Annotated in this window: 16 protein-coding genes; 3 read left to right on the forward strand and 13 right to left on the reverse strand. The window is 66.1% G+C overall.

Annotated features, from left to right (window positions below; translation table 11 throughout):
• Position 1: 1 nt before the first annotated feature.
• The 13 genes from JKP78_RS19940 to tssA form a co-directional block, all read right to left on the reverse strand.
• A complete protein-coding gene (locus JKP78_RS19940) occupies positions 2–4,357 on the reverse strand; it encodes an RHS repeat-associated core domain-containing protein (protein WP_200627367.1) in 4,356 nt (1,451 codons plus the stop codon).
• A gap of 9 nt (positions 4,358–4,366) precedes the next feature.
• On the reverse strand, positions 4,367–4,801 hold the full coding sequence (locus JKP78_RS19945) for a DcrB-related protein (RefSeq protein ID WP_200627369.1): 435 nt from the start codon (positions 4,799–4,801) through the stop codon (positions 4,367–4,369).
• A gap of 11 nt (positions 4,802–4,812) precedes the next feature.
• On the reverse strand, positions 4,813–6,750 hold the full coding sequence (locus JKP78_RS19950; protein ID WP_170031711.1) for a type VI secretion system Vgr family protein: 1,938 nt from the start codon (positions 6,748–6,750) through the stop codon (positions 4,813–4,815).
• Between the two features lie 11 nt (positions 6,751–6,761).
• Positions 6,762–9,437 (reverse strand): type VI secretion system ATPase TssH, encoded by a 2,676-nt coding sequence (gene tssH / locus JKP78_RS19955; RefSeq protein WP_186688093.1) that lies wholly within the window; start codon positions 9,435–9,437, stop codon positions 6,762–6,764.
• Positions 9,430–10,446, reverse strand: coding sequence for a type VI secretion system baseplate subunit TssG (tssG, locus tag JKP78_RS19960; RefSeq protein ID WP_200627371.1), 1,017 nt, complete (start codon positions 10,444–10,446; stop codon positions 9,430–9,432). The genes tssH and tssG overlap by 8 nt, the downstream gene beginning before the upstream one ends.
• Positions 10,443–12,305: a type VI secretion system baseplate subunit TssF gene (gene tssF, locus JKP78_RS19965; protein WP_200627373.1), complete on the reverse strand. Its 1,863-nt coding sequence runs from the start codon at positions 12,303–12,305 to the stop codon at positions 10,443–10,445. The genes tssG and tssF overlap by 4 nt, the downstream gene beginning before the upstream one ends.
• Positions 12,302–12,817, reverse strand: coding sequence for a type VI secretion system baseplate subunit TssE (tssE, locus tag JKP78_RS19970; protein WP_170031699.1), 516 nt, complete (start codon positions 12,815–12,817; stop codon positions 12,302–12,304). The genes tssF and tssE overlap by 4 nt, the downstream gene beginning before the upstream one ends.
• Positions 12,811–13,251 carry a hypothetical protein gene (locus tag JKP78_RS19975; RefSeq protein ID WP_186688081.1) on the reverse strand — a complete coding sequence of 147 codons (441 nt, stop codon included), beginning with the start codon at positions 13,249–13,251 and terminating at the stop codon, positions 12,811–12,813. The genes tssE and JKP78_RS19975 overlap by 7 nt, the downstream gene beginning before the upstream one ends.
• On the reverse strand, positions 13,248–13,688 hold the full coding sequence (locus JKP78_RS19980) for a type VI secretion system amidase effector protein Tae4 (RefSeq protein ID WP_170031693.1): 441 nt from the start codon (positions 13,686–13,688) through the stop codon (positions 13,248–13,250). Before JKP78_RS19980 ends, JKP78_RS19975 begins: the two co-directional genes overlap by 4 nt.
• A gap of 71 nt (positions 13,689–13,759) precedes the next feature.
• Complete coding sequence (locus JKP78_RS19985) at positions 13,760–14,248, reverse strand: Hcp family type VI secretion system effector (RefSeq protein ID WP_200627376.1); 489 nt, start codon at positions 14,246–14,248, stop codon at positions 13,760–13,762.
• A 71-nt stretch (positions 14,249–14,319) separates the two neighbouring features.
• Positions 14,320–15,816: a type VI secretion system contractile sheath large subunit gene (tssC, locus tag JKP78_RS19990; RefSeq protein ID WP_186688079.1), complete on the reverse strand. Its 1,497-nt coding sequence runs from the start codon at positions 15,814–15,816 to the stop codon at positions 14,320–14,322.
• An 11-nt stretch (positions 15,817–15,827) separates the two neighbouring features.
• Positions 15,828–16,343 carry a type VI secretion system contractile sheath small subunit gene (gene tssB, locus JKP78_RS19995; RefSeq protein WP_025340314.1) on the reverse strand — a complete coding sequence of 172 codons (516 nt, stop codon included), beginning with the start codon at positions 16,341–16,343 and terminating at the stop codon, positions 15,828–15,830.
• Between the two features lie 72 nt (positions 16,344–16,415).
• Positions 16,416–17,453 (reverse strand): type VI secretion system protein TssA, encoded by a 1,038-nt coding sequence (gene tssA, locus JKP78_RS20000; RefSeq protein WP_186688075.1) that lies wholly within the window; start codon positions 17,451–17,453, stop codon positions 16,416–16,418.
• Between the two features lie 395 nt (positions 17,454–17,848).
• Here tssA and tagH point away from each other — a divergent pair, with 395 nt between their 5' ends.
• The 3 genes from tagH to tssK are packed head-to-tail and all read left to right on the forward strand — an operon-like array spanning position 17,849 to position 21,193.
• On the forward strand, positions 17,849–19,306 hold the full coding sequence (tagH, locus tag JKP78_RS20005; RefSeq protein ID WP_200627378.1) for a type VI secretion system-associated FHA domain protein TagH: 1,458 nt from the start codon (positions 17,849–17,851) through the stop codon (positions 19,304–19,306).
• Positions 19,307–19,345: 39 nt separating this feature from the next.
• Positions 19,346–19,843: a type VI secretion system lipoprotein TssJ gene (gene tssJ / locus JKP78_RS20010; RefSeq protein ID WP_170031675.1), complete on the forward strand. Its 498-nt coding sequence runs from the start codon at positions 19,346–19,348 to the stop codon at positions 19,841–19,843.
• Between the two features lie 15 nt (positions 19,844–19,858).
• The gene (gene tssK / locus JKP78_RS20015) at positions 19,859–21,193 is read left to right on the forward strand and encodes a type VI secretion system baseplate subunit TssK (protein WP_186688066.1); all 1,335 of its coding nucleotides are present in this window, start codon (positions 19,859–19,861) and stop codon (positions 21,191–21,193) included.
• The last annotated feature ends 4 nt before the right edge of the window (positions 21,194–21,197 follow it).

A 21,197-nucleotide genomic window follows, 5' to 3' on the forward strand; every position in this document is an offset into this window, starting at 1 on the left:
GTCAATAACATCCCTTGCTTTTTGCATACGACCGGGCGAGCCGCCTGGCGGTGCGGAGTTGGTCCAGGGTCACGATATTACGGGACACCAATGTGTTGTAGATAGCTGAGGACATCAGTCGGATTTCCAGTTTGCCGCGCTTGAGCATCTGGTTTGGCCCCAGCCCTCGTAGTGCTCGCAAACGGCGCTCCTCGTCGTGAACCATATTGTGGTGGCTACGCTTGAGCGCCATCGCCGGGTTGCCTTTTACCCGGTTAGTCGTGGCGATACCTTTTTCCTGCATGAACTTGTGACGCATGATTTCATGGGCATCGTGGCCGTCTTTTTTATGAGCATCGGTGCCGAATCCTGCGGTTTCGCCTTCCTTGAGCAGCCCCCATGGGTCAATCCACGTGAATGGGTTCGGTGCATACTCGTAAAGGTTCAAACCACCGGCCAAACCGATTGGGTCTGGCTGGGTAAAGCGGCCTATCTCCGGGTCGTAGAAGCGGAACAGGTTGTAGTGCAGGCCGGTTTCGCGGTCCAGGTACTGGCCCTGGAAGCGCAGGTTCTGATCTTCCGGCAGACGGCTGGCCCGCTGTTCATCCCAGCTTGCACCCCAGCTCAGGTAGCGCGCCGACCACACGGCCTCGCCGGTGTCATCGGTCAACTGTTCCGGCAGGCCATTGATGTCATTGTGGTAATGCAGCACCTGCTGATGAGCACCCTGGCCATCCACCCGGGCCAGCGGTTCATGGCCATCGTCTTCGTACAGGTACAACGCCTGCCGGCCATTGTGCTGCTCGCCGAGCAGGCGCAGGCCACTCCAGCTGAAGCGGGTGCGGCCAACCACTTGGCCGTCGAGCGTCGATTCGATCTTCTCGGTGCGCCGGCCCATCGGGTCGTAGCGCATGTCGATGATGCGTTCCCGCCCAGGTTGCAGGTTGCGCACCTGGACCAGCCGGTGCTCGGCGTCGTAGCGAAAATGCTGGGTACCGCGTCGGCGGCTGCGTTTTTCCACCAGGCGACCGAAGCCATCGTAGCGATAGCGCTTGTCCTCGAAAGTGAGCACGCGGTTGTGTCGGACCAGCCCGGCGCCTGCCGCCTGCGGGTCAAGCAGGTTCCCGGCCGGGTCGTAGCGGAACGCTTCGCGCTGGCCGGCGGGGCTGTCCTGACGGCCCAGGACATGGCCGCAGCCATCATGCTGATAGACCTGCAGATACCCGTTGCCGGGGTGCTGCACCTCGCGTACGGCCAATTGGTCGGCGGCGTCGAACTGGTACCGCTGCTGGTCTGGCGCCGGCAGCCGGCTGGGCTGGGCTGCCGGGCGACGGAGCAGGGTGCGCAAGCGTCCGCCACGGTCGTACTGGCGTTGAATCGCCAGGTTGCCCTGCAGGCGCAGCGTCTCCCGGTGGACGCGGTCACGCTCGAAATCGCACACCGCCTGGCCATCGAGGTTGATCTGGTGCAGGTGCCCGCTGCCGTAGTACAGGCGGTTGATCCAGCGGCCGTCGGGTACTCGCGTGCGGGTGAGATTGCCGAGCGGGTCATACTGGTACTGCACGCTGCCCTGCGCGCTGTGTTCCTCGAGCAACTGGCCCAGCGCATCGAAGGCGAAGCCCAGTTCCTCGACCTGGCCATCCACAGTGGTACGACGGATCGCAACCACGTTGTCCAGTGGGTCGTTGCAGTAGTCGGTGCGTCCCTCATCGGTATGGCGGGTCAGCAGGCGGCCGCCTGCGTCATAGGCCATGCGGTGAATGATGGGCGCCTCGTCGCTGCCCGGCGCAGGCAGGAAGGTGACCTGGACAAGATTGTCCAGCGGGTCGTACTGGTAGCGCCGCAGGCCACCGTCCAGATCGCGCTCGGCGATCAGCCGGTCGCCGGCATCCCATTCGAAACCATAGGCCTCGCCATTTTCGTTGTACAGCGCGAGCAGGCGCCCATAGTCGTCATGGTGGTAGCGGACTTGTCGCCCGAGCGCATCGATGCGCAGCTGCAACTGGCCCCGGCGGTTACGCCGGTATTGGGTAACGTGACCTGCCGTGTCGATGTGCTGGGCCAACAGGCCGCTGGCATCGAGGGCGAATGTTTCGCTGCGGCCATCGGGCAAGGTCACGCTGCGCAAGCGGCCTTTGTCGTCATGCCGGTAGTCGGTGCGCTCGCCCTGGGCGTCGGTAATCGATTGCAGATGGCCCAAGGGGTCGTAGGTGAGGCGGGTCAGGTAGCCGGAGCAGTCCCGCTGTTCGACCAGCAGGCCCCGTTCGTTCCAGCGCAGGTGGCGGCTGGAACCGTTGGCATCGATGATTTCGACAGGGTTGCCCTGGCTGTCATGGCGATAGCGGGTGTGCTGGCCCAACGGGTCGGTCTGGCGCGTGCAGTTGCCCCGTTGGTCATAGGCGAAGGTCCAGCGCTGCCCTGCCTGGTCCGTCTGGCTGCGCGGCAGCGACCAGTGTTCGAGCCATTCGGTCGACTCGCTACGCCCCAGCGGGTCGACGGTCTCGGCAAGGTTGCCCGACTCATCGTAGAAGAACTGCCAGCGGCCATCCATGGGGTCGCTGGCCGCGAGCAGCTGGCGCTCGTCATTCCATTCGAAGCGCCAGGTGCGCTCAAGGGCATCGGTATAACGGGTGATCTGGTACTGCTGGTTCCAGTGGCGCACGGCAACGCGGCCAAGGCTGTCGGTCACCCGGGTGATGCCGGCGGCGACGTCGTATTCGAAGGCGTAGCTGTCGCCGCCGCTGGTCCAGTGCCGCACCACCCGCCAACCGTCCTCATGCTGCGCCCATTCGTAGTAGCAACACAGGCCGCCGCCGGTACGGTGTTCGATCATGCGTCGGGCGGGGTCGTAGGCGAAGCTGCGCAGCGGCTGGCCTGCGCCATCCTGTACCTGAGCGAGGTCACCGTTGGCGTCGTAGCCATAGCTGGCCAGGCGTTGCGATTCGCCGCTCGCCGCGTGGAAGTCGATGTGGCTCACACGCTGTGGCCATTGCTCGCTGTAGCCGAGCTGGACACGCACCTGGTCGAAGGTGTCGCGCAACTGGCAGAGGCGGCCCTGCTGGTCGTAATCCAGATAGATCCGGTTGTCATTGCGATCGCCGATCTGGCTCAGGCGCAATCGATCAGGCCGCCCCGGGGTTGGCTGGAACAGCCGATACTCGCCTTCGCGGCTTTCGGTCAGCAGTTCGCCGTTGTGCGCTCGGCGTACGCTCAGCCCTTCGCCGACGCTGAACACCGCATCGCCCAGGGTAATGATGCCCATATCGACCCGGCGCGCCTGCTCGTCGACCAACACCAGGCGGTCGTCTGCATCGACCTGCACCGAAACTTCATAGGGCAGGCTCCAACCCGCGCCGAACAGGCCATCGACACGTTCGTCGTGGCTGTTGTAGAAGCGTTGCCAGGCAATCGGCAGGGTGGCTTGCACGGTGAAGTCGAGGTCTTCCTCGCCACACAGGACCTTGCCGCCGGTAGCTGCATGTACCGGGTTGGGCGAACCGGCCATGGCCTGGGTGAGGGCGCTGGTCACCTGGCCGGTAACCACGCTGCTCACGCCGCCCACCAACATGCAGCCGAACTTGCTGTAGAACTTGCCGCCACGCCCGCGCAGCAGCATCAATGCGGTCACCGCCAGGCCGATGCCGGGCGTCTTGCCGCTGCGAATCTCGCGCACCACGATCGGTTCGCCGCCGATGCGCACGTTGTTCGACACCAGGCCGCCATCGACGATCACCGCTTCGCAGGTGCTGCGGTCACCGCTGCGGCAGGCCGGGTGGCCGTTGATCAGCACCTTGCTGGAACCCTCGGCCAGGTACTGCGGCGGCATCGGCGGGTGCTTGCTGCACAGGATCTTGTCGTCCGGTACCGGCAAGGTATTGGCGGCGGGCGTGGCCACGGTCGGCCGCCACATCTGCGAGAAGAAGCCCTTGGCCATGTCCAGGAAGCTTTCCTCCTGGGCCTCGGCGCCTTCCGCGCCGGCTTGCTCCAGCGCTGCCGGCGGGCCAGTGACGACGCCGGCAGCGCGCGCCGCGCGCTTGCCGTTGGTGCGGGTGTCCGACGAGCCACTGATGATGGTGGCCTGCACCGATGGCGGGAACAGGAAGTTGCCGATGCCCTCGCATAATCGGCTCAAGCCCGTATCGGCACCGGTCTTGGCCATGACCACGCCGACCACCAGGCCGACCACCGCGCCCAGCACGAAGCAGCCCAGGCCGCCGGTGGCCACGGTCAGGCCGAATGCCGCAGCCACGGCGGCGGTGGCCAGGGCACCGATGGCCACGGTGGCGGCGATTTCTAGCACCCCCCCGACAATGTCGGCCAATATCGAGGTGTGCATCAGCGCGTCGCCTTCGCGGGCGGCCCACAAAGCGTCGGACATGGCTCAGGCTCAGCCCAGGTTGTCGAAGTCGAGCGACTGCTTGATGGCTGCCCAGTGCGCTGCTTCGGCCGCGCCCAGCGGGCTGGCCTTGACGTAGCTCAGGGCAAACATCTTGCGCGTGCCGGGCAGCACCAGGGCCAGCTGGTACTGGTGGACCTTTTCCTGGCCCTTGCTGAACTGGCTGCTCAGCTCGATGGCGGCGATCGCCTGGTCGGCACCCACCTGCACGGCCTGGGCGGGCTGCATGCGCAGGTCCTTGACCTGTTGCTGCAGGCGCTGCAACTGGCCGTCGAAATTGCTCTGCAGGGTCTCGCCCTCGGCCAGCAGGCTGCGGCTGACGATCAGCGAGGTGGCCAGGGCCTCGAAGCGCAGGATGTTGATGCTGCTGTCCTGCACGGCGGCATCGGGCAGGGCCAGGCGGAATTCGTTGACGCGATAACTCATGACAGGTCTCGTTACTGGTCGGAGCCGGAGAAGATCGCCTTCACCGAGTCGTCGATGGTCTTTTTCACACCCTGGTTGTCGGGTGCGGTCTGCGCACCGCTGCCGACGTTCAGGTCGAGGGTGCCGTCGGTATTGATCTCGCCGTTCTGCTTGGCATGGAAGCTGAACTGCTCGCAGCTGATGTTGATCTGGCCGCTGGCGTTGAGCTCGATCACGCTCTTGCCACAGACCAGCCGCAGGTTTTCCCCGACCTCGATCAGGTAGCTGGTGCTGACGCTGTCGGTCTTGCTGGCGCCGACCAGCAACATGTCGTCGCGGCGCACGGCACGGATGCGGTCCTGGCCGATGGTGATGGTTTCCAGCATGCCCACCGTCTGGGTGCGGTTGATGCCGACCGCCAGCGTCTCGCACTGCTCGACCACGGTGTCCAGGTTGCGCTCGGCATGGATGTACAACTGCTCGGCGCCTTTCTTGTCTTCCATGCGGATTTCATTGAAGTTGGCCGGGCTGCCGCCCTTGCTCGAACGGCTCTTCATGCCGCTTTGCGTGGCATTGGCGGGCAGGTCATAGGGCACGCTCTGTTCGGCGTTGTACACGCGGCCAGTGATGATCGGCCGGTCGGGGTCGCCTTCGAGGAAGCTGACGATCACCTCCTGGCCAATCCGCGGGATCTGCATCGAGCCCCAGTTCTTGCCCGCCCAGGCCTGCGATACGCGGATCCAGCACGAGCTGTTCTCGTTGGACTGGTCGTGGCGGTCCCAGTGGAAGTGCACCTTCACCCGGCCATACTGGTCGGTCCAGATCTCCTCGCCAGCGGGGCCGACCACCACGGCGGTCTGCGGGCCCTTGACGATCGGCCGCACGGTGCTGCCCTGCGGGCGGAAACTCTGCTGGGCGTCGATGCAGCTGAGGTTGCTCTCGAACTGCGCGGCGCCGCTGCCGGTGCCGCTTTCCAGGCGCTCCTGGTGCACGTAGTAGCGTGCGCCGACGATCAGGTATTCGCGGTTCTGGTCCTGGCGGGTGAAACCGCTGAGGCTGAACAGGTGGCCGCTGCCCAGGCCGCGGGCATTGCCGCGCAGCTCGACCCGCTCGTGCAGGCTCTGCAGCGACTCCAGGCGCGTGCGCGCGTAGTGCTCGCCGTCCTGGCTTTGCTGGTAGGCGCCGGGGTAGTCGTACAACGGGTAATCACCGGCCTGGTGCGGGCGCGGCATGGCCGAGCGCACGTCGATGCGCGCGCTGGGGCGCTGGAAATCGTAGTCGTTGAGCTCCAGCGACCCTGGCTGCACTTCCTGGGCCAGGTGCCAGTCATTGATGTGGTCACGCTCGCGGTGCTGCCCGTCCGGCGGGTAGTAGGGCACGCTTTCGTAGCCAGGCATCTGCGGGTGCGCGCCGTAGGCATCGGCCAGCACCAGCACGTGGCGCTGCGCTTCATGGCGGAAGAAGTAGTAGATGCCTTCCTCTTCCATCAGCCGGCTGACGAAGTCGAAGCTGGTCTCGCGGTACTGCACGCAGTATTCGCGTTCGCGGTAGCTACGGCTGAGGGCATCCTCGAAGTCGGAAAAGCCCAGGTCGCGGAACACCTGCTTGATGATCTGCGGCGCGCTCAGGTGCTGGAAGATGCGGCAGTCGCTGGTGCGGGTCAGCAGCCACAGCCACGGCCGCAGGGTGACCCGGTAGCTGGCGAACTGGCCCTGGTCCACCGACTGGCTGCAGCGGGCGACGATGCCGTGGAAGTAGCGTGAGGTGCCGAGGCTCAGTTGCACGCTCAGGCTCATCGGCTTGCCCAGCAGGGCATTGAGGTCGATGGCCGGGTCGTCGCTGGTCAGCTGCAGCTCATAGTCGAACAGGCGGCCGAGCTCGTCGCTGCCGCCCATTTCGGCCAGGATCAGCTTGTCCGGCCCCAACGGGCTGTTGATCTGCGCCAGGCGCGTGAACTGCGTGAACAGCATGGTCGGTCCTGTCAGTCGGCTGCGCCGAAGTCATAGTGCAAGTCATTGTCGCGGCGGCTGATGCGCACACTGGCCAGCGGCTTGCCTTCGAGCATGCGGGTGAGGAACTCGCGGCTCATGTCCGGCAGCAGGCCGTTGGTGAGGATAGCGTCGATCATGCGGCCACCGCTTTCGGTTTCGGTACAGCGCGAGACGATCAGCTCCACCACCTCGTCGTCGTAGGCAAAGCCGACCTTGTGCGTGCCTTCCACGCGCTTGCGGATGCGCTCCAGCTGCAGGCGGGTGATGGCCTTGAGCATGGCGTCGCTGAGCGGGTAGTAGGGGATGGTCACCAGGCGCCCGAGCAGCGCCGGCGGGAAGATGTCCAGCAGCGGCTTGCGCAGCTGGCTGGCCACCGCCTCCGGGTCGGGCAGGGCCTGCGGGTCGCTGCAGGTGCGCGCGATCAGCTCGGTGCCGGCGTTGGTGGTGAGCAGGATCAGGGTATTGCGGAAGTCGATCTGACGGCCTTCGCCATCCTCCATCACACCCTTGTCGAACACCTGGAAGAAGATCTCGTGCACGTCCGGGTGGGCCTTTTCCACCTCGTCCAGCAGCACCACGCTGTATGGCCGGCGGCGCACGGCCTCGGTCAGCACGCCGCCTTCGCCGTAACCGACGTAGCCGGGCGGGGCGCCCTTGAGGGTCGAGACGGTGTGCGCCTCCTGGAACTCGCTCATGTTGATGGTGATCAGGTTCTGCTCACCGCCGTACAACGCCTCGGCCAGGGCCAGCGCGGTTTCGGTCTTGCCCACCCCGGAGGTACCGGCGAGCATGAACACGCCAATCGGTTTGTTCGGGTTGTCGAGGCCGGCACGGGAGGTCTGGATGCGCTTGGCGATCATGCTCAGCGCATGGTCCTGGCCGATGATGCGCTTGGCCAGCAGGCTGTCGAGGTTGAGCACGGTCTCGATCTCGTTGCGCGCCATGCGCCCCACCGGAATCCCGGTCCAGTCGGCCACCACCGAGGCGACGGCCTGGTAGTCCACGGTCGGCAGGATCAACGGGCTCTCGCCTTGCAGGGCGCCCAGGCGCTGCTGCAGGTCGGCCAGCGTTTCGCGCAGCTCAGGGTTACCTGGCAGCGCAGCGTCCTGGTCGACCACCCCGGCTTGCTCGCGCAGTTGGGCGCGGGTGGCCAGCAGTTGGTCGACCAGGGCCTTTTCCTCGGCCCAGCGGCTTTCCAGGGCGGCCAGGCGTTGGCGCTCCTCGGCCAGCAGGCTGTCGGCCTGGGCCTGGCGCTGCCCGGTGGGCACGCCAATGGCGGCTTCACGGGCGATGATCGCCTGCTCGACCTCCAGCGCCTCGATGCGGCGGCGGCTGTCGTCGACCTCGGCCGGCACCGCGTGCAGGCTGATGGCCACGCGTGCGCAGGCGGTATCGAGCAGGCTCACCGATTTGTCCGGCAGCTGGCGCGCCGGGATGTAACGGTGCGACAGCTTGACCGCGGCCTCGAGGGCTTCGTCGAGGATCTGCACCTGATGGTGCTGCTCCATGGTCGAGGCCACCCCACGCATCATCAGCAGGGCCTTGGCTTCGCTCGGCTCGTCCACCTGCACCACCTGGAAGCGGCGGGTCAGGGCCGGGTCTTTCTCGATGTGCTTCTTGTACTCGGCCCAGGTGGTTGCCGCCACCGTGCGCAGGCTGCCACGGGCGAGTGCCGGCTTGAGCAGGTTGGCCGCATCGCCGGTGCCGGCGGCGCCACCGGCACCGACCAGGGTATGGGCTTCATCGATGAACAGGATGATCGGCTTGGGCGAGGCCTGCACATCCTCGATCACCTGGCGCAGGCGCTGTTCGAACTCGCCTTTCATGCTGGCGCCGGCCTGCAGCAGGCCGACGTCCAGGCTGCGCAGCTCGACATCCTTGAGCGCCGGCGGCACGTCGCCGGCGACGATGCGCAAGGCGAAGCCTTCGACCACGGCGGTCTTGCCGACACCGGCCTCACCGGTGAGGATCGGGTTGTTCTGCCGGCGGCGCATGAGGATATCGACCAGCTGGCGGATCTCCTCGTCACGGCCGACGATCGGGTCGAGCTTGCCGCTGCGGGCCTGTTCGGTCAGGTCGACGGTAAAGCGCTTGAGCGCTTCCTGCTTGCCCATCGCTGCCGGCGCCACGGCGCCGCTGGCTTCGCCAGGCTGTGCAGCACTGAAGCCGTCGGTGGCGCCCAGATGGTTTTCCGGCGAGTCGCCGACGTATTCGCTGAAGCGTTCGCTCAACGCCTCGACCTTGAGCTTGGCGAACTCGCTCGACAGCCCCAGCAAGGCATGGCGCAGGCTCGGAGTCTTGAGGATGCCGACCAGCAGGTAGCCGCTGCGCACCTGGCTTTCACCGAACATCAGGCTGCCGTATACCCAGCCGCGTTCGACCGCCTCTTCAACCTGCGAGGACAGGTCGGTGATCGAGGTCGAACCGCGCGGCAGCCGGTCCAGGGCGTCGGTCAGGTCGCGCGCCAGGCGCGCCGGCTCGACATCGAACTGGCGCACGATGCGGTGCAGGTCGCTGTCCTGCAATTGCAGCAACTGGTGCAACCAGTGCACCAGTTCGACATAGGGGTTGCCCCGCAGCTTGCAGAACACCGTGGCGGCCTCGATGGCCTTGTAGGCAATGCTGTTGAGTTTGCCGAACAGCGCGGCGCGGCTGATTTCACCCATGGTCCTGGTTCCTTGTGTGGTGGGCGGCGGCCGGCTGGTCGGCATAGTAGCGGGCCAGCTTCAGGTCGCGTGCATCGTGCGGAGGGTGGCCGAGCCAGGTATCGAAACCCAGGCGTTGGCCGGCATTGAGTTGCAGCGCAGGTACCTGGTCCTGCGCGAGGATCAGGTTGAGATCCCAGTCCAGTTCCTGGCCCAGGTATTCGGCGACCCATGCCGCCAGCTCGACGAAGGCCTGCCCGCCAGGCAGCAGGGCGTGGTACTGGTCGAGGCTGAGCGGGCCGAGGCACAGCCGGAACTTGTGCTGGCGGTCCCAGACGTAGCGGCCCAGGCACAGGTCCACGCCCAGGCGGTTGGCGCGCACGCCGAGCTGGCTGCGTTCGGGCAGTTCAAGCCACTGGCCGACGTATTCTTCCAGGCGCACCGGCACGCCGAAATACCCGGCGAGGATGCTGCACAGGCCGTCCGGGTAGCGGGTTTGCGCGCTCAGGTGGCCGGACCAGTGCAGTTTGGCGGTGTCGGCCAGCGCGCCCTGGCCCTGCAGTTCCGGCTGGCCACGGCCACTGAGCGCGGCCAGGCGCGCGGCCCAGTAGTCGTCGCCCGGGCGATCGTGGCTGACCGTCGGGCGCGCTTCGGCCCAGGCGCGGTAGAACAGGCTCAGCAGGCGGTGATGGAAAACATCGAGGAACGCCTTGCTGGTGGCGTCGGCATGGTTGCGCTGGCGCTCGCGCATGTATTCGGTGAGGTGCAGCGGCAACGGCCCGTTGGGGCCACCGAGGCCGAAGAAGAACTGCTCCAGGCGCGCCGGCTGCTCGCCGTCGGCGCTGACCGAGGCCAGGGTCGCCGGGGCGAACCCGCAGTCCAGGCGCTGGCCCAGGCGCACCGGCTCGTCGGCCAGGCGCAACGAATGGCCGAAGCGTGGCAGCTCGGGGTACTGCGCCTCGAGGCGGCGCAGCGCCTGGAAGAAGTCGTACGCCCAGGGCTCGTCCTGCATGGCCTGCAAGGTATTCATAAGGTCGGCCTGCGCCCCGGTTTGGCCGCCCAGCGCATGATCTCGCCACGTTCACTGGTGCGCAGTACCGTTTCGGTGAAGCTGTTGATCGACACATAGCGGGTCAGGAACCGTTCGAACACCGCGCCGAGCAGGAACACGCCGGTGCCGCGGAAGGCGTTTTCGTCGAAGGTCAGGGTGATCTCCAGGCCCCGCCCGAAAACGATCGGCCCGGGCATCGGCAGGCGTCGCGTGCAGGGTTTGCTGCTGACCTCGCGCAGGCCGTCGATCTGCAGGTTCAGCGCGCTGTCCTGCGGGTCGCCATACAGGCGCAGCAATTCGCGCAGGGCGGCGGCGCCCTGGCCGTGCTCGGCCAGCGACAGGTAGTTCAGCGACAGCTGGCTGATCAGGCGCCAGGCACGGTTGTCATGGGCATGGCTGGCCTTGGGCCGGCTGGGGCCGGCCAGGCAACGCACACCGGCGACCGGTGCGCTGTCGGCCAGGCTGAAGTCGCTGCGCCCGTCGCCAACGTTCATGAACAGGGGCAGGTCGCGGTTGCTGCACAGGGCGCTGATACCCAGCTGGCGCAGGTCGTGGCGGTAGGGCGCCTGCTGGCCGTCGACCAGGCTGATGAACGTCTCGCTGCCCATGTAGCTGGAGCGCGTACCGTTGCGGCGCTGGGCGCTGGACAACACGCGCGGCTCGCGGCGCACGATGTAGTAGGCCTGGTCGCGGCCATAGCGCGACGGGTCGCGCACGGCGTAGAACGGCAGGAATTCCTGGTCCGGGCCGGTGCCGTGGCCGGTAACGCGTTGCAGCGAATGGATCTCGAAATCGGTGGGCCGGGTACGGTCGGCGATCACGTGGTGTTCGTGCACCCGGTCGGTCAGGTGCAGGCGGTCGACCCGCCGCGGGAACAGGTTGATCGCCGGGGTGCAGAACGGCACGAACTGGTCGGCACCGACGCTGCTCTCCAGGCTCTGCTCGAAACGCTCGAACAACACCAGCACTTCCAGGGTCTGCCCGGTGCAGCGCTGGACCGCTCGCTCCAACCCGGCGAAATCGACGAACAGAAAACGCTGCGGCAGGGCGAAGTATTCCTGCAGCAGGCGGTAGCCCTGGAAGGCCTGGGGCACCACCGGCAACGCTGCTTCGCGGTCGTCGAAGCCACACGGGCGCAGCGCCTGTTCGACTGGAATCCGCTCTACCCAGTCGGCGCCAGGTTGGCGCACGAACACCGCGCAGGCGCTGCCCAGCAGTTGCTCGTAGAGGCGGAACGGCGTCTCGTCGGCGCCGTTGAGGTACAGCGGCAAATGGCTGAGCGGCAAGCTGCAGAACGGCACCTCGGCGCCACTGCGCAGGGTCAGGCGCAGGCCGGCGCGGGCCTGGGGCACGCTGCCGGCCAGGCGCCCGAGCACCGCGCCGGGGTTGCCGAAGTACTCGGCGCGGGCCACCTGCAAGGGCCACAGGGTAACGTCCTGGGTGCTGCGGAACTCGCACGGGGTTTGCGAGTTGCGTCCTAGGTTGGCACGCAGCACGCTGTCCCGCGGCAGGCGGAAACCGGCGGCCAGGGAGCCCTCGTCGGGGTCGGTCTGCAGTTGCACCACGGTCATCGACGGGGTCGGCGCCAGGTAGTGCGGGTAGGCGATTTCCAGCAGGTTGTGGGTGAAGGTCGGGTATTCGGCGTCCAGCTTCAGCTGCACCCGTGCGGTGAGGTAGGCGAAGCCTTCGAGCAGGCGCTCGACATAAGGGTCGGCACACTCGATCCCGGACAGCGTCAGGCGCCCGGCGATCTTCGGGTATTCCCTGGCGAACTCCGCGGCACTCTCGCGGATGTGCTTCAATTCCTGGTTGTACAGCTCAAGCAGGCGCGGGTTCATGCACGCCTCCGGCGTTCGGCCGGGGCCACGCGTACGTGGCCGGACTCCAGGTCCACCTCGGTCTGCAGCAGCAACGGCAAGGCCGCCGGCTGGGCCCACAGGTCGCCTTCGATCTCGAAACTCAGGGCGTTGGCATTCATCTCGCCGGGGGCGGCCTGGGCACGCACCTTGAGGGTATGGGCGAGAATACGTGGCTCGTAGGTGGCGATGGCCTGGTGGATGATGCGCTCCAGGGCGGCCAGGTCGATGTTCGAGGCGCTGTTGCCGGCCAGGGCCGGCAGGCCGTAGTTGATCACCGACGCACCGGCCGGGGTGCCCAAGGTGGCGGCGCTGTCCAGCAGCGAGGTGGTGTTGAGCAACCAGGCAAGGTCGCGCAATACCGAGGCCTTGAGCTGGTGCAGGCTGAGTACGCGCTTGTCCGGCGCTTCCTGCGGGTTGCCCGGGTCGTCGTCGGTCAGACGGTCCAGCAGCGAGGGCTGCAGACGGTCGCGGGCGGCAATATCGGCTACCACTCGAACAGCCCCACGAAGTTCTTCTGGTCTACAGGGCCGTTCGCACAGCTGCCGCCATGGGCCACGATGGATGGCTCCAGGCGCTCGCCCAGCTGGCGCACGGCCTGGTACTGGCTAGCGCAACGGCCGGGCTGCGACGGGTCTGGCTGCACATGGCTGACAATGATGATCTGCGCACCATTGAACTGCTCCACGCGAGGCTTGCCGCCCGCGCGCTCGGGGCTGAGCTGGCAGGGCCAGGGCATGTCCAGCTGCAGCAGCGAAGCATCGGCCTGGCGCAGCGCGCAGCGGCCCTGGTGGTTTACCAGCGCCAGCTGTTTGCCGCCAAGGGTGACTTCAGGCGCCGCGCTCGACGACGGAGCAGGGGCCTGCGCACAGGCATTCAGGGCGAACGCGACCAGCAGGGCCGGCAGGGCTTTGCACACACGGTTCATTTCAGCTCCCAGAACCAGACGGCCTTGGAACGATGCGCCTGGTCGGCGAAATAGCCCGTGACCCGGCCTCTGTCCCACAGGTCGATGTGATCGCCGGTACGGTTGTCGAAGGCCTGCCCGGCACGGGCAAAGCAGTCCTTGAAGAAGATGATGCCGCGCTTGTCGCTGAGCTTGAGGCGGTCGCTTGCGCTGCCACTCAGTTGCAGCGGGGCACCGAGATGGTGCTTCCACAGCCAGTTGGCCAGCGACTCGGCACCCCGGGCATGGCCATGGGCACAGCGGGGTTCGCTGTAGGTGCCGGCATTCACCTTGATGGTATGTTCGCCATTGAGCGCGATGCTCATGCGGATGGCGCACTGGTTGTCCCAGCCGCCGTCGCAAGGCGAGGAGTCGGTTGGGTAGGCATTCCAGAGGTTGATGAAAGAAGGCTTGGCCATGGGTTTCACCGTGAGCGGGTGAGGGTAGGGGAAGGCGCCTGCGCCAGCCAAGGCGGCGCAGGCGCGGTCGGTCAGATCTTGACGTTGGAACGGATGTTCCAGCCGTACTTGATCGGGCCGCCTTCCTTGGTGCCGTCGGCTTTCTGCGGCTGATAATCGACGGTGACCTTGGCAAAGTTCAGGGTCACGTTCTCGGTCAGGCGGTCGTCGCTGCCCGAGCCACCGGTGCTCAGCGAGCTGATGATGACCTCTTCGAGGTTGATGATCAGGTACTCGACCTGGCTCTCGCCGCCGGCCTTGCGCACGGTCAGCTTGACCTTGTCGATGTGCTTGCCGCTGGAGCAGTGGGCCATCAGGTTGGGGGTCGACTTGTCGATGTACTTGGTGATCGACAGGTCCTGGATGTTGACCTTGCCCGAACCGCCACCGCTACCCATGTGCATGTTGCCGGACTGGGACATGCCCCAGCTCCAGTTGAGCACGTCGATTTCGTCCTTGTGGCCCTTGTCGTGGGACTCGCCCTTGATGTCGCCGATCTTGATGAAAATATCTACAGCCATGATGTCCTCGGTATTACGTGTCAGGTTGGCGGTTGGGTGCAGTTGGGGCTGTCAGGCAGCCCCTGGGGCGGTTACGCCCCTTTGGCCGAAGGCAGCTTCGATACCAGGCGCAGCGACACGGTCAGCCCTTCGAGCTGGTAGTGCGGGCGCAGGTAGAAGCGCGAGTTGTAGTAACCCGGGTTGCCTTCGACGTCCTCGACCACGACCTCGGCCGCTGCCAGCGGGTGCTGGGCCTTGGTGGTCTCGGTGGAGTGCGCCGGGTCGCCGTCGACATAGTTGAGGATCCAGTCCTGCAGCCAACGCTGCATCTCGTCCTTTTCCTTGAACGAGCCGATCTTGTCGCGAACGATGCACTTCAGGTAATGCGCGAAGCGGCAGGTGGCGAACAGGTACGGCAGGCGCGCGGCCAGGTTGGCGTTGGCGGTGGCGTCCGGGTCGTCGTACTCGGCCGGCTTCTGCAGCGACTGGGCGCCGATGAAGGCGGCGAAGTCGGTATTCTTCTTGTGCAGCAGCGGCATGAAGCCATTCTTGGCCAGCTCCGCTTCGCGGCGGTCGGAAATGGCGATTTCGGTCGGGCACTTCATGTCCACACCACCGTCGTCGGTGGGGAAGGTGTGCGCCGGCAAGCCCTGCACCTCGCCACCCGACTCCACGCCACGAATGCGCGAGCACCAGCCGTAGTACTTGAACGAGCGGTTGATGTTCACCGCCATGGCATAGGCGGCGTTGGCCCAGGTGTACTTGCTGCTGTCGGCGCCATCGGTGTCTTCTTCGAAGGCGAACGCCTCGACCGGGTCGGTCTTGGCGCCGTACGGCAGGCGTGCCAGGAAGCGCGGCATGGTCAGGCCGATGTAGCGCGAGTCTTCGGACTCACGCAGCGAGCGCCAGCCAGCGTATTCCGGGGTGGTGAAGATCTTGGTCAGGTCGCGCGGGTTGCTCAGTTCCTGCCACGAGCCCATGCCCATCACGGTCGGCGAGGCGGCGGCAATGAACGGCGCGTGCATCGAGGCGCAGATCTTCGACATTTCGCCCAGCAGCTCGACGTCGGGTGGCGACTGGTCGAAGTAGTAGTCGCCGACCAGGCAGCCGTAGGGTTCGCCGCCGAACTGGCCGTATTCTTCCTCGTACAGCTTCTTGAAGATCGGGCTCTGGTCCCAGGCGGTACCCTTGAATTTCTTCAAGGTTTTGTGCAGGTCGGTCTTCGAGACGTTGAGCACACGGATCTTCAGCTGCTCGTCGCTCTCGGTGTTGTTGACCAGGTAGTGCAGGCCGCGCCAGGCACTTTCCAGCTGCTGGAAGTCGTTGTGATGGATGATCTGGTTGACCTGGGCAGTCAGCTTGGCGTCGATGGCGGCAATGATCTGCTCGATCGAGCCAATGGCATCGTTGGACACCAGGTTGGTCTGCGCCAGGGCCTGCTCGGCCAGGGTACGCACGGCGCTTTCGACCGCTTCCTTGGCTCGTTCGGTCTTGGGTTTGAATTCCTGCAGCAGCAGGTTGGCGAACTCGCTCGGGTCCTGGGTGGCTGCGGCCGGCTGGGCCTGGGCGTCGCGCAGTGGATCGGTCATGGGCTGTCTCCTCAGGCCTTGGGCTCGTTGTCGACGGGTTTCGGCGCGCTGGCCAGGGCCTGCAGCAGGGCCGGGTCCTTGATCGCTTTGAGGATGATGTCCTCGGCACCGGTCTTGCCGTCCATGTAGGTCAGCAGGTTGGCCAGCTGGGTGCGGGCTTCCAGCAGCTGGTTCAGGGCATCGACCTTGCGTGCCACGGCGGCCGGGCTGAAGTCGTCCATGCTCTCGAAGGTGATGTCCAGGCTCAGGTTGCCTTCGCCGGTCAGTTCGTTGGGCACGTTGAAGGCCACGCGGGGCTTCATCGCCTTCAGGCGCGAGTCGAAGTTGTCGACGTCGATTTCCAGGAACTTGCGCTCGGCCACTGCTGGCAGCGGCTCGGCCGGCTTGCCGGCCAGGTCCGAAAGCACGCCCATGACGAACGGCAACTGGACTTTCTTCTCGGCGCCGTAGAGTTCGACGTCATATTCGATCTGCACCCGTGGCGCACGGTTGCGCGCGATGAATTTCTGGGAGCTGTCTTTCGCCACGTTGTTCCTCCTGGTCGCCGGTGTGGCGGCGCTGTTCGTTGCGGGCGTCGGTGTTGATGCGGGCCGAGGACGTCAGTTGTCCTCGGGGCCGCGCAGGTTCTCGAATTGCGACCAGCCATCGGGGATCAGGTCGCGAACAATGGTTGCGAAATCGGCATTGACCAGTTTCTTCGCCCGGTGCAGCAGCACCGGCAGCGGGCTCGATGGCTCGTGGCGGGCGTAGTACTGCAGCAGGCGGTCAAGGCTCTGCTGCACGTCTTCGCGGCTGTTGACTTCGCCTGGGCGGGCAGCGGGCCGTGCGGTAGGGGTGACACTGGCGATCAGCGGCTGCGGGTCATCGTGCTCGGCGAGTGGCGCGTCAACGGCTTGCGCGGCCGTGCCGGCACCGTCGGGGCAGTAGTCAGCCAGCACCTGCTGCACCTGGCGCAGCGGCTGGCGCAGGGCCGACAGGTCGATGCCACGCTCCGACCCGACCTGGTCGTTGACCCGGCTTTCGATGGCGTCCACCGCCTCGCGGGCCAGCCGCAGCGCCTCCTGGCACTGGTGCAACTGGTCGGCGTCGGCGTCACGCAGGGCGGCGGCCAGTTCCTCGGCGCTGAGCTGTTCGCTGGCGAAATGCTGTACGCCTGCGGCGTGCAGGGCCGCGCGCAGGGTGACCGGGCCGAAGGCGCGCGAACGCACCAGCACGGCATCGCGCAGCAGCGCGATGTTGGTGTCGCAGGTGAGGCCGGCCAGGGCATTGACGCGTACCGTGGGGTCGTTGTCGTCAGCGGCGTCCAGTTGCGGGTGCAGGTGCAGCCAATACTCGCCGAGCAGGTCGCGGATCAGCTCCAGGCTGGCGGCCAGCCCCGGGAGGCCGTGCAGGGCCAGGTTGGCCTGCAGCAGGAAATGGGTGATGCGCAGGTCCTTGCTGCGTTGCAGCAAGGTCGTGCTGGCTTGCTCGATATCGCGCCACTGCGGCGGTTCGGCAGGCTGGATGGCATCGCCCATGACGCGCTCGGGGCGGCCCTGGGCGTCACGCTCCAGTTGCAGAAACTCGGCGTCATATTCGAGGTCATCGCCGCAGGGGAAGTCAGCGGAAACAGCGGCGAGCAACGGCGATGCGTTCACCAGAATTCGATCTCCCTATCGGCCCTTGGTGAGGGCGTGTTGTTGTGCGAAGTTGCAAGTGTGAACTGGCGCACAAACTTTCCAAAGAGTGCCGGCGTGATATCACAATGATATTGTTTTGGCACTTCGAAGTTGCGCATTTATGGTTTATTTATTCGCGAGTGTCAAGGTAAGCTACGCGCCCCCGAGTGTCACTTGTGACTTCGTTGGCAGTAACCGAGCACCACTCGTCCGGTTCCCTTCGGCTGGCCTCGGCAGTGGCGTTGCATACCCGTCGTATAGTCGGTGCTTTGCGCGAGACCCCCGGTAATCAAGGGGTGCAGCAATATTTGAGTGGCTGCGGTAAATAACTCGAATGGATGGATCGACGTTTAAAACGGATGCAAGGAGGCATGATGGCACTTTGCCTAACTATCACCAGTTACCACAAGATTACCCCGGGGCAATGCCCGGAGATGCGGCTGGAAACCGGTGCCATCACGCTTGGCCGTTCGGCGGACAACGACTGGGTACTTCCCGACCCGGAGCGGTTGGTATCGGCCAGGCATTGCATGATCCAGTTCAAGGATGGGCGGTATTATTTAACCGATGACAGTACGAACGGTGTGGAATTAGTTCGCGCCGGTATTCGCCTGCGTCGCGGTAACAGTGAGCCGCTGATGGATGGCGAAGTTATCCGCATTGGTGAATACGAGATCCAGGCGCGCATCGACGCGAGCTTGCCCGGCAGCCTCGATGGCCAGCCCCAGGCGCACAGTTTCGAAGCGCTGATGGCCAACCAGGTAGCGGCTCCGGCCGTCCCCGCCCCGGCGATATCCGGTGCGCCGGCAGCATTCCTGCAAGGCGCGTCGAACCACGACACGCTGCCTGACCTGTTCGACTTCCTCGGCCCCGCGAGCGTGCCGCCAGTCAGCCAGCCCGACCATGTACCGGCCCAGCAGCACGACTTTCGTCCGCCAACCCCGGTGATCCCGCCAACCCCGGTGATCCCGCCAACCCCGGTGATCCCGCCAACCCCGGTGATCCCGGCTGCGCCGGCCGCCGCCGCAGCGCCAGGGATGATCCCGGAAGACTGGGACCTGCTTGGCTCGACCCCGGCACCCGCGCCAGCCGTGGCACCTGAGCCAGTGCCAACGCCAGCGCCGACACTGCCACCGATACCGACAGCGCCACCTGTACCAGCTGCTCCGGCAGTTCCTGCACAGCCGGCGGCGAGCGCAGCAGTCGCGCCAGCGCCTGTTGCACCTGTAGCGGCCGCGACCAGCGACGCATTGCTGCAGGCATTCCTGCGTGGCGCTGGTATCGAGCACCTGCGTATCGACGCCGCCGATGCCGCCGCCCAAATGGAGGCCATCGGCCGCAGCTACCGCTTGATGGTCGAAGGCCTGATCGACGTACTGCGTGCGCGCAGCAGCCTGAAGGGCGAGTTTCGCATGCAGCAGACGACCATCGCCCCGGTGCAGAACAACCCGTTGAAATTCGCCCCCAATGCCGACGAGGCCTTGCTGCTGTTGCTGCGTCACGGCAACCAAGCGTTCCTGGCGCCGGACCAGGCCGTGCGCGAGAGCTTCGATGACCTGCGCGCCCACCAGCTGGCGGTGATGGCGGGCGTGCAGGCGGCGATCAAGCACCTGCTCGGCTGTTTCCAGCCGGCGCGCCTGGAGCAGCGCCTGGCACCTGCGGCCGGGCTGGCCAAGCTGTTCGGCGGTTCGCGCCAGGCGCACTGCTGGCAGCAGTTCACCGAGCTTTACGGGCAAATCTCCCGCGAAGCCGAAGATGATTTCCAGGAGCTGTTCGGCCGCGAATTCGCCCGCGCCTACGAGGCCCACAGCAGCCGTTCGCAACGTAGCTGAGCACGCCCGGGAAGACCACGGTACGTCATGAGGACAAGGATGAAAGCAATACGACTGGTCGCGGCCCTGAGCCTGGTGCTGCTCGGTGCCTGCAGCAAGGACGAGGCCGTTGCCCCCGTCGCCGACAAGGCCCCGGCCAGCCCGGCCGTGACCCTGTATTTCAGTGCCGCCGCCGGGCTCAACCCGGGCCCTGGCGGCGCGCCTGCGCCGGTACGGGTGCGCCTGTACGAGCTGAAGAACAGCGCGGCCTTCGCCCGTGCCGATTACTTCGCATTGGCCGAGCGCGCCCAGGCCACCCTCGGCGCCGACCTGATCGACCAGGACGAAGTGCTGTTGCAGCCGGGCGGGCAATTGCGCCTCGAACGCCCGCTCGATCCCGCCACTCGCCAGGTCGGCCTGGTGGTCGGCTATCGCGAGATCGACCAGGCCCAGTGGCGCAGCGTGCTGCCAGTGCCGCCGCGCGACTATCAGATCAGCCTCGATGTGCGCGCCGTGCGCAGCGCCGTGGCCACCCCCCAACCTGAACCTGCCCGCTAGGCAATCGGAGTCCCCATGTCCTGGAACAATCGCGTGGTCTGGTCGGAAGGCATGTTCATCACGACCCAGCACTTCCAACAGCATGATCGCTACCTCGAACACTTGGTCGATACCCGCAGCCGCCCGTTGAACGTAGCCGCCTGGGGCTTTTCCGAGCTGCTGCTCGACCAGGGCCTGCTGGCCCAGGGCAAGGTGGCGATTCTCAGCGCCCGCGGTTTGCTGCCCGACGGCACGCCGTTCGACATCCCCCGTGACGACCTGCCGCCGGCACCGCTGGAAGTGCCCGACGAGCTGCGCGACGGCGTGCTTTACCTGGGGCTGCCGCTCAAGCGGGCCGGGGCCCGCGACACCGTCGACGAAGGCGAGGCCGTGGCTGGCGCCCGCTACATCAGCCGGGTCAGCGAAGTGCGTGACGACAACGCGCCGTTCGAGAACCGTGCCCCGCTGGCGCTCGGCAGCCGCGCCCTGCGCCTGTTGCGCAGCGAGGACGGCCTGAGCGACTACGCCGCCCTCGGCATGCTGCGCATCCGCGAAAAACGCGCCGACCGCGCGCTGGTGGTGGATGACAGCTACATCCCGCCGGTACTCGACGTGGCGGCCAGCCAGCAGCTGTCCGGTTTCTGCGGCGAGTTGCTGGGCCTGTTGCACCAGCGTGGCGAAGCACTGGCTGGCAGGGTGGTTGCCTCGGCCAATGGCGGCGCGTCGGAGATTGCCGACTTCATGCTGCTGCAACTGGTCAACCGCGCCCAGCCGCTGGTCGAGCACCTCAACCAGCTGAGCCCGTTGCACCCCGAGCGGCTGTACAGCGAGCTGGTGGCGCTGGCCGGCGAGTTCGCCACCTTCACCCGCGATGGCCGGCGCCCGCACAGCTTTCCGGTCTATCAGCACGACGACCTGGCGGCGACCTTCGCGCCGGTGATGGCCGCCTTGCGCGAAGCCTTGTCGACCCTGATCGACAGCAAGGCGGTGGCTATTCCCATCGTCGAGAAGGCCTACGGCATCCACGTCGGCATGCTCGCCGACCGCAGCCTGCTCGATAGCGCCAGCTTCATCCTGGTGGTGCGCGCCGACGTCCCCAGCGAGACCCTGCGCAGCCGCTTCGGCCAACAGAGCAAGATCGGTTCGGTGGAGCACATCCGCGACCTGGTCAACCTGCAGCTGCCGGGCATCGGCCTGCTGCCGTTGCCGGTGGCGCCACGGCAGATTCCGTTCCATGCCGGTTCCACCTACTTCGAGCTCGACCGGGGCAGCGAGCACTGGAAGCAGTTGCAGCACTCGGGTGGCTTTGCCTTTTACGTCGCCGGTGAGTTCCCCGGCCTGAGCCTGGCCTTCTGGGCCATTCGAGGATAACCCG

Origin of the sequence: Pseudomonas sp. LAM2023 (assembly GCF_016620375.1) — a bacterium.
Taxonomy (GTDB): Bacteria; Pseudomonadota; Gammaproteobacteria; order Pseudomonadales; family Pseudomonadaceae; genus Aquipseudomonas; species Aquipseudomonas anuradhapurensis.

Excerpts from the sequence above, each read along its gene's own strand:
- JKP78_RS19940 (WP_200627367.1), bottom strand. The coding sequence starts at position 4,357 with ATGTCCGACGCTTTGTGGGCCGCCCGCGAAGGCGACGCGCTGATGCAC.
- JKP78_RS19945 (WP_200627369.1), bottom strand. The coding sequence starts at position 4,801 with ATGAGTTATCGCGTCAACGAATTCCGCCTGGCCCTGCCCGATGCCGCC.
- JKP78_RS19950 (WP_170031711.1), bottom strand. The coding sequence starts at position 6,750 with ATGCTGTTCACGCAGTTCACGCGCCTGGCGCAGATCAACAGCCCGTTG.
- tssH (WP_186688093.1), bottom strand. The coding sequence starts at position 9,437 with ATGGGTGAAATCAGCCGCGCCGCGCTGTTCGGCAAACTCAACAGCATT.
- tssG (WP_200627371.1), bottom strand. The coding sequence starts at position 10,446 with ATGAATACCTTGCAGGCCATGCAGGACGAGCCCTGGGCGTACGACTTC.
- tssF (WP_200627373.1), bottom strand. The coding sequence starts at position 12,305 with ATGAACCCGCGCCTGCTTGAGCTGTACAACCAGGAATTGAAGCACATC.
- JKP78_RS19975 (WP_186688081.1), bottom strand. The coding sequence starts at position 13,251 with ATGAACCGTGTGTGCAAAGCCCTGCCGGCCCTGCTGGTCGCGTTCGCC.
- JKP78_RS19980 (WP_170031693.1), bottom strand. The coding sequence starts at position 13,688 with ATGGCCAAGCCTTCTTTCATCAACCTCTGGAATGCCTACCCAACCGAC.
- JKP78_RS19985 (WP_200627376.1), bottom strand. The coding sequence starts at position 14,248 with ATGGCTGTAGATATTTTCATCAAGATCGGCGACATCAAGGGCGAGTCC.
- tssC (WP_186688079.1), bottom strand. The coding sequence starts at position 15,816 with ATGACCGATCCACTGCGCGACGCCCAGGCCCAGCCGGCCGCAGCCACC.
- tagH (WP_200627378.1), top strand. The coding sequence starts at position 17,849 with ATGGCACTTTGCCTAACTATCACCAGTTACCACAAGATTACCCCGGGG.
- tssJ (WP_170031675.1), top strand. The coding sequence starts at position 19,346 with ATGAAAGCAATACGACTGGTCGCGGCCCTGAGCCTGGTGCTGCTCGGT.
- tssK (WP_186688066.1), top strand. The coding sequence starts at position 19,859 with ATGTCCTGGAACAATCGCGTGGTCTGGTCGGAAGGCATGTTCATCACG.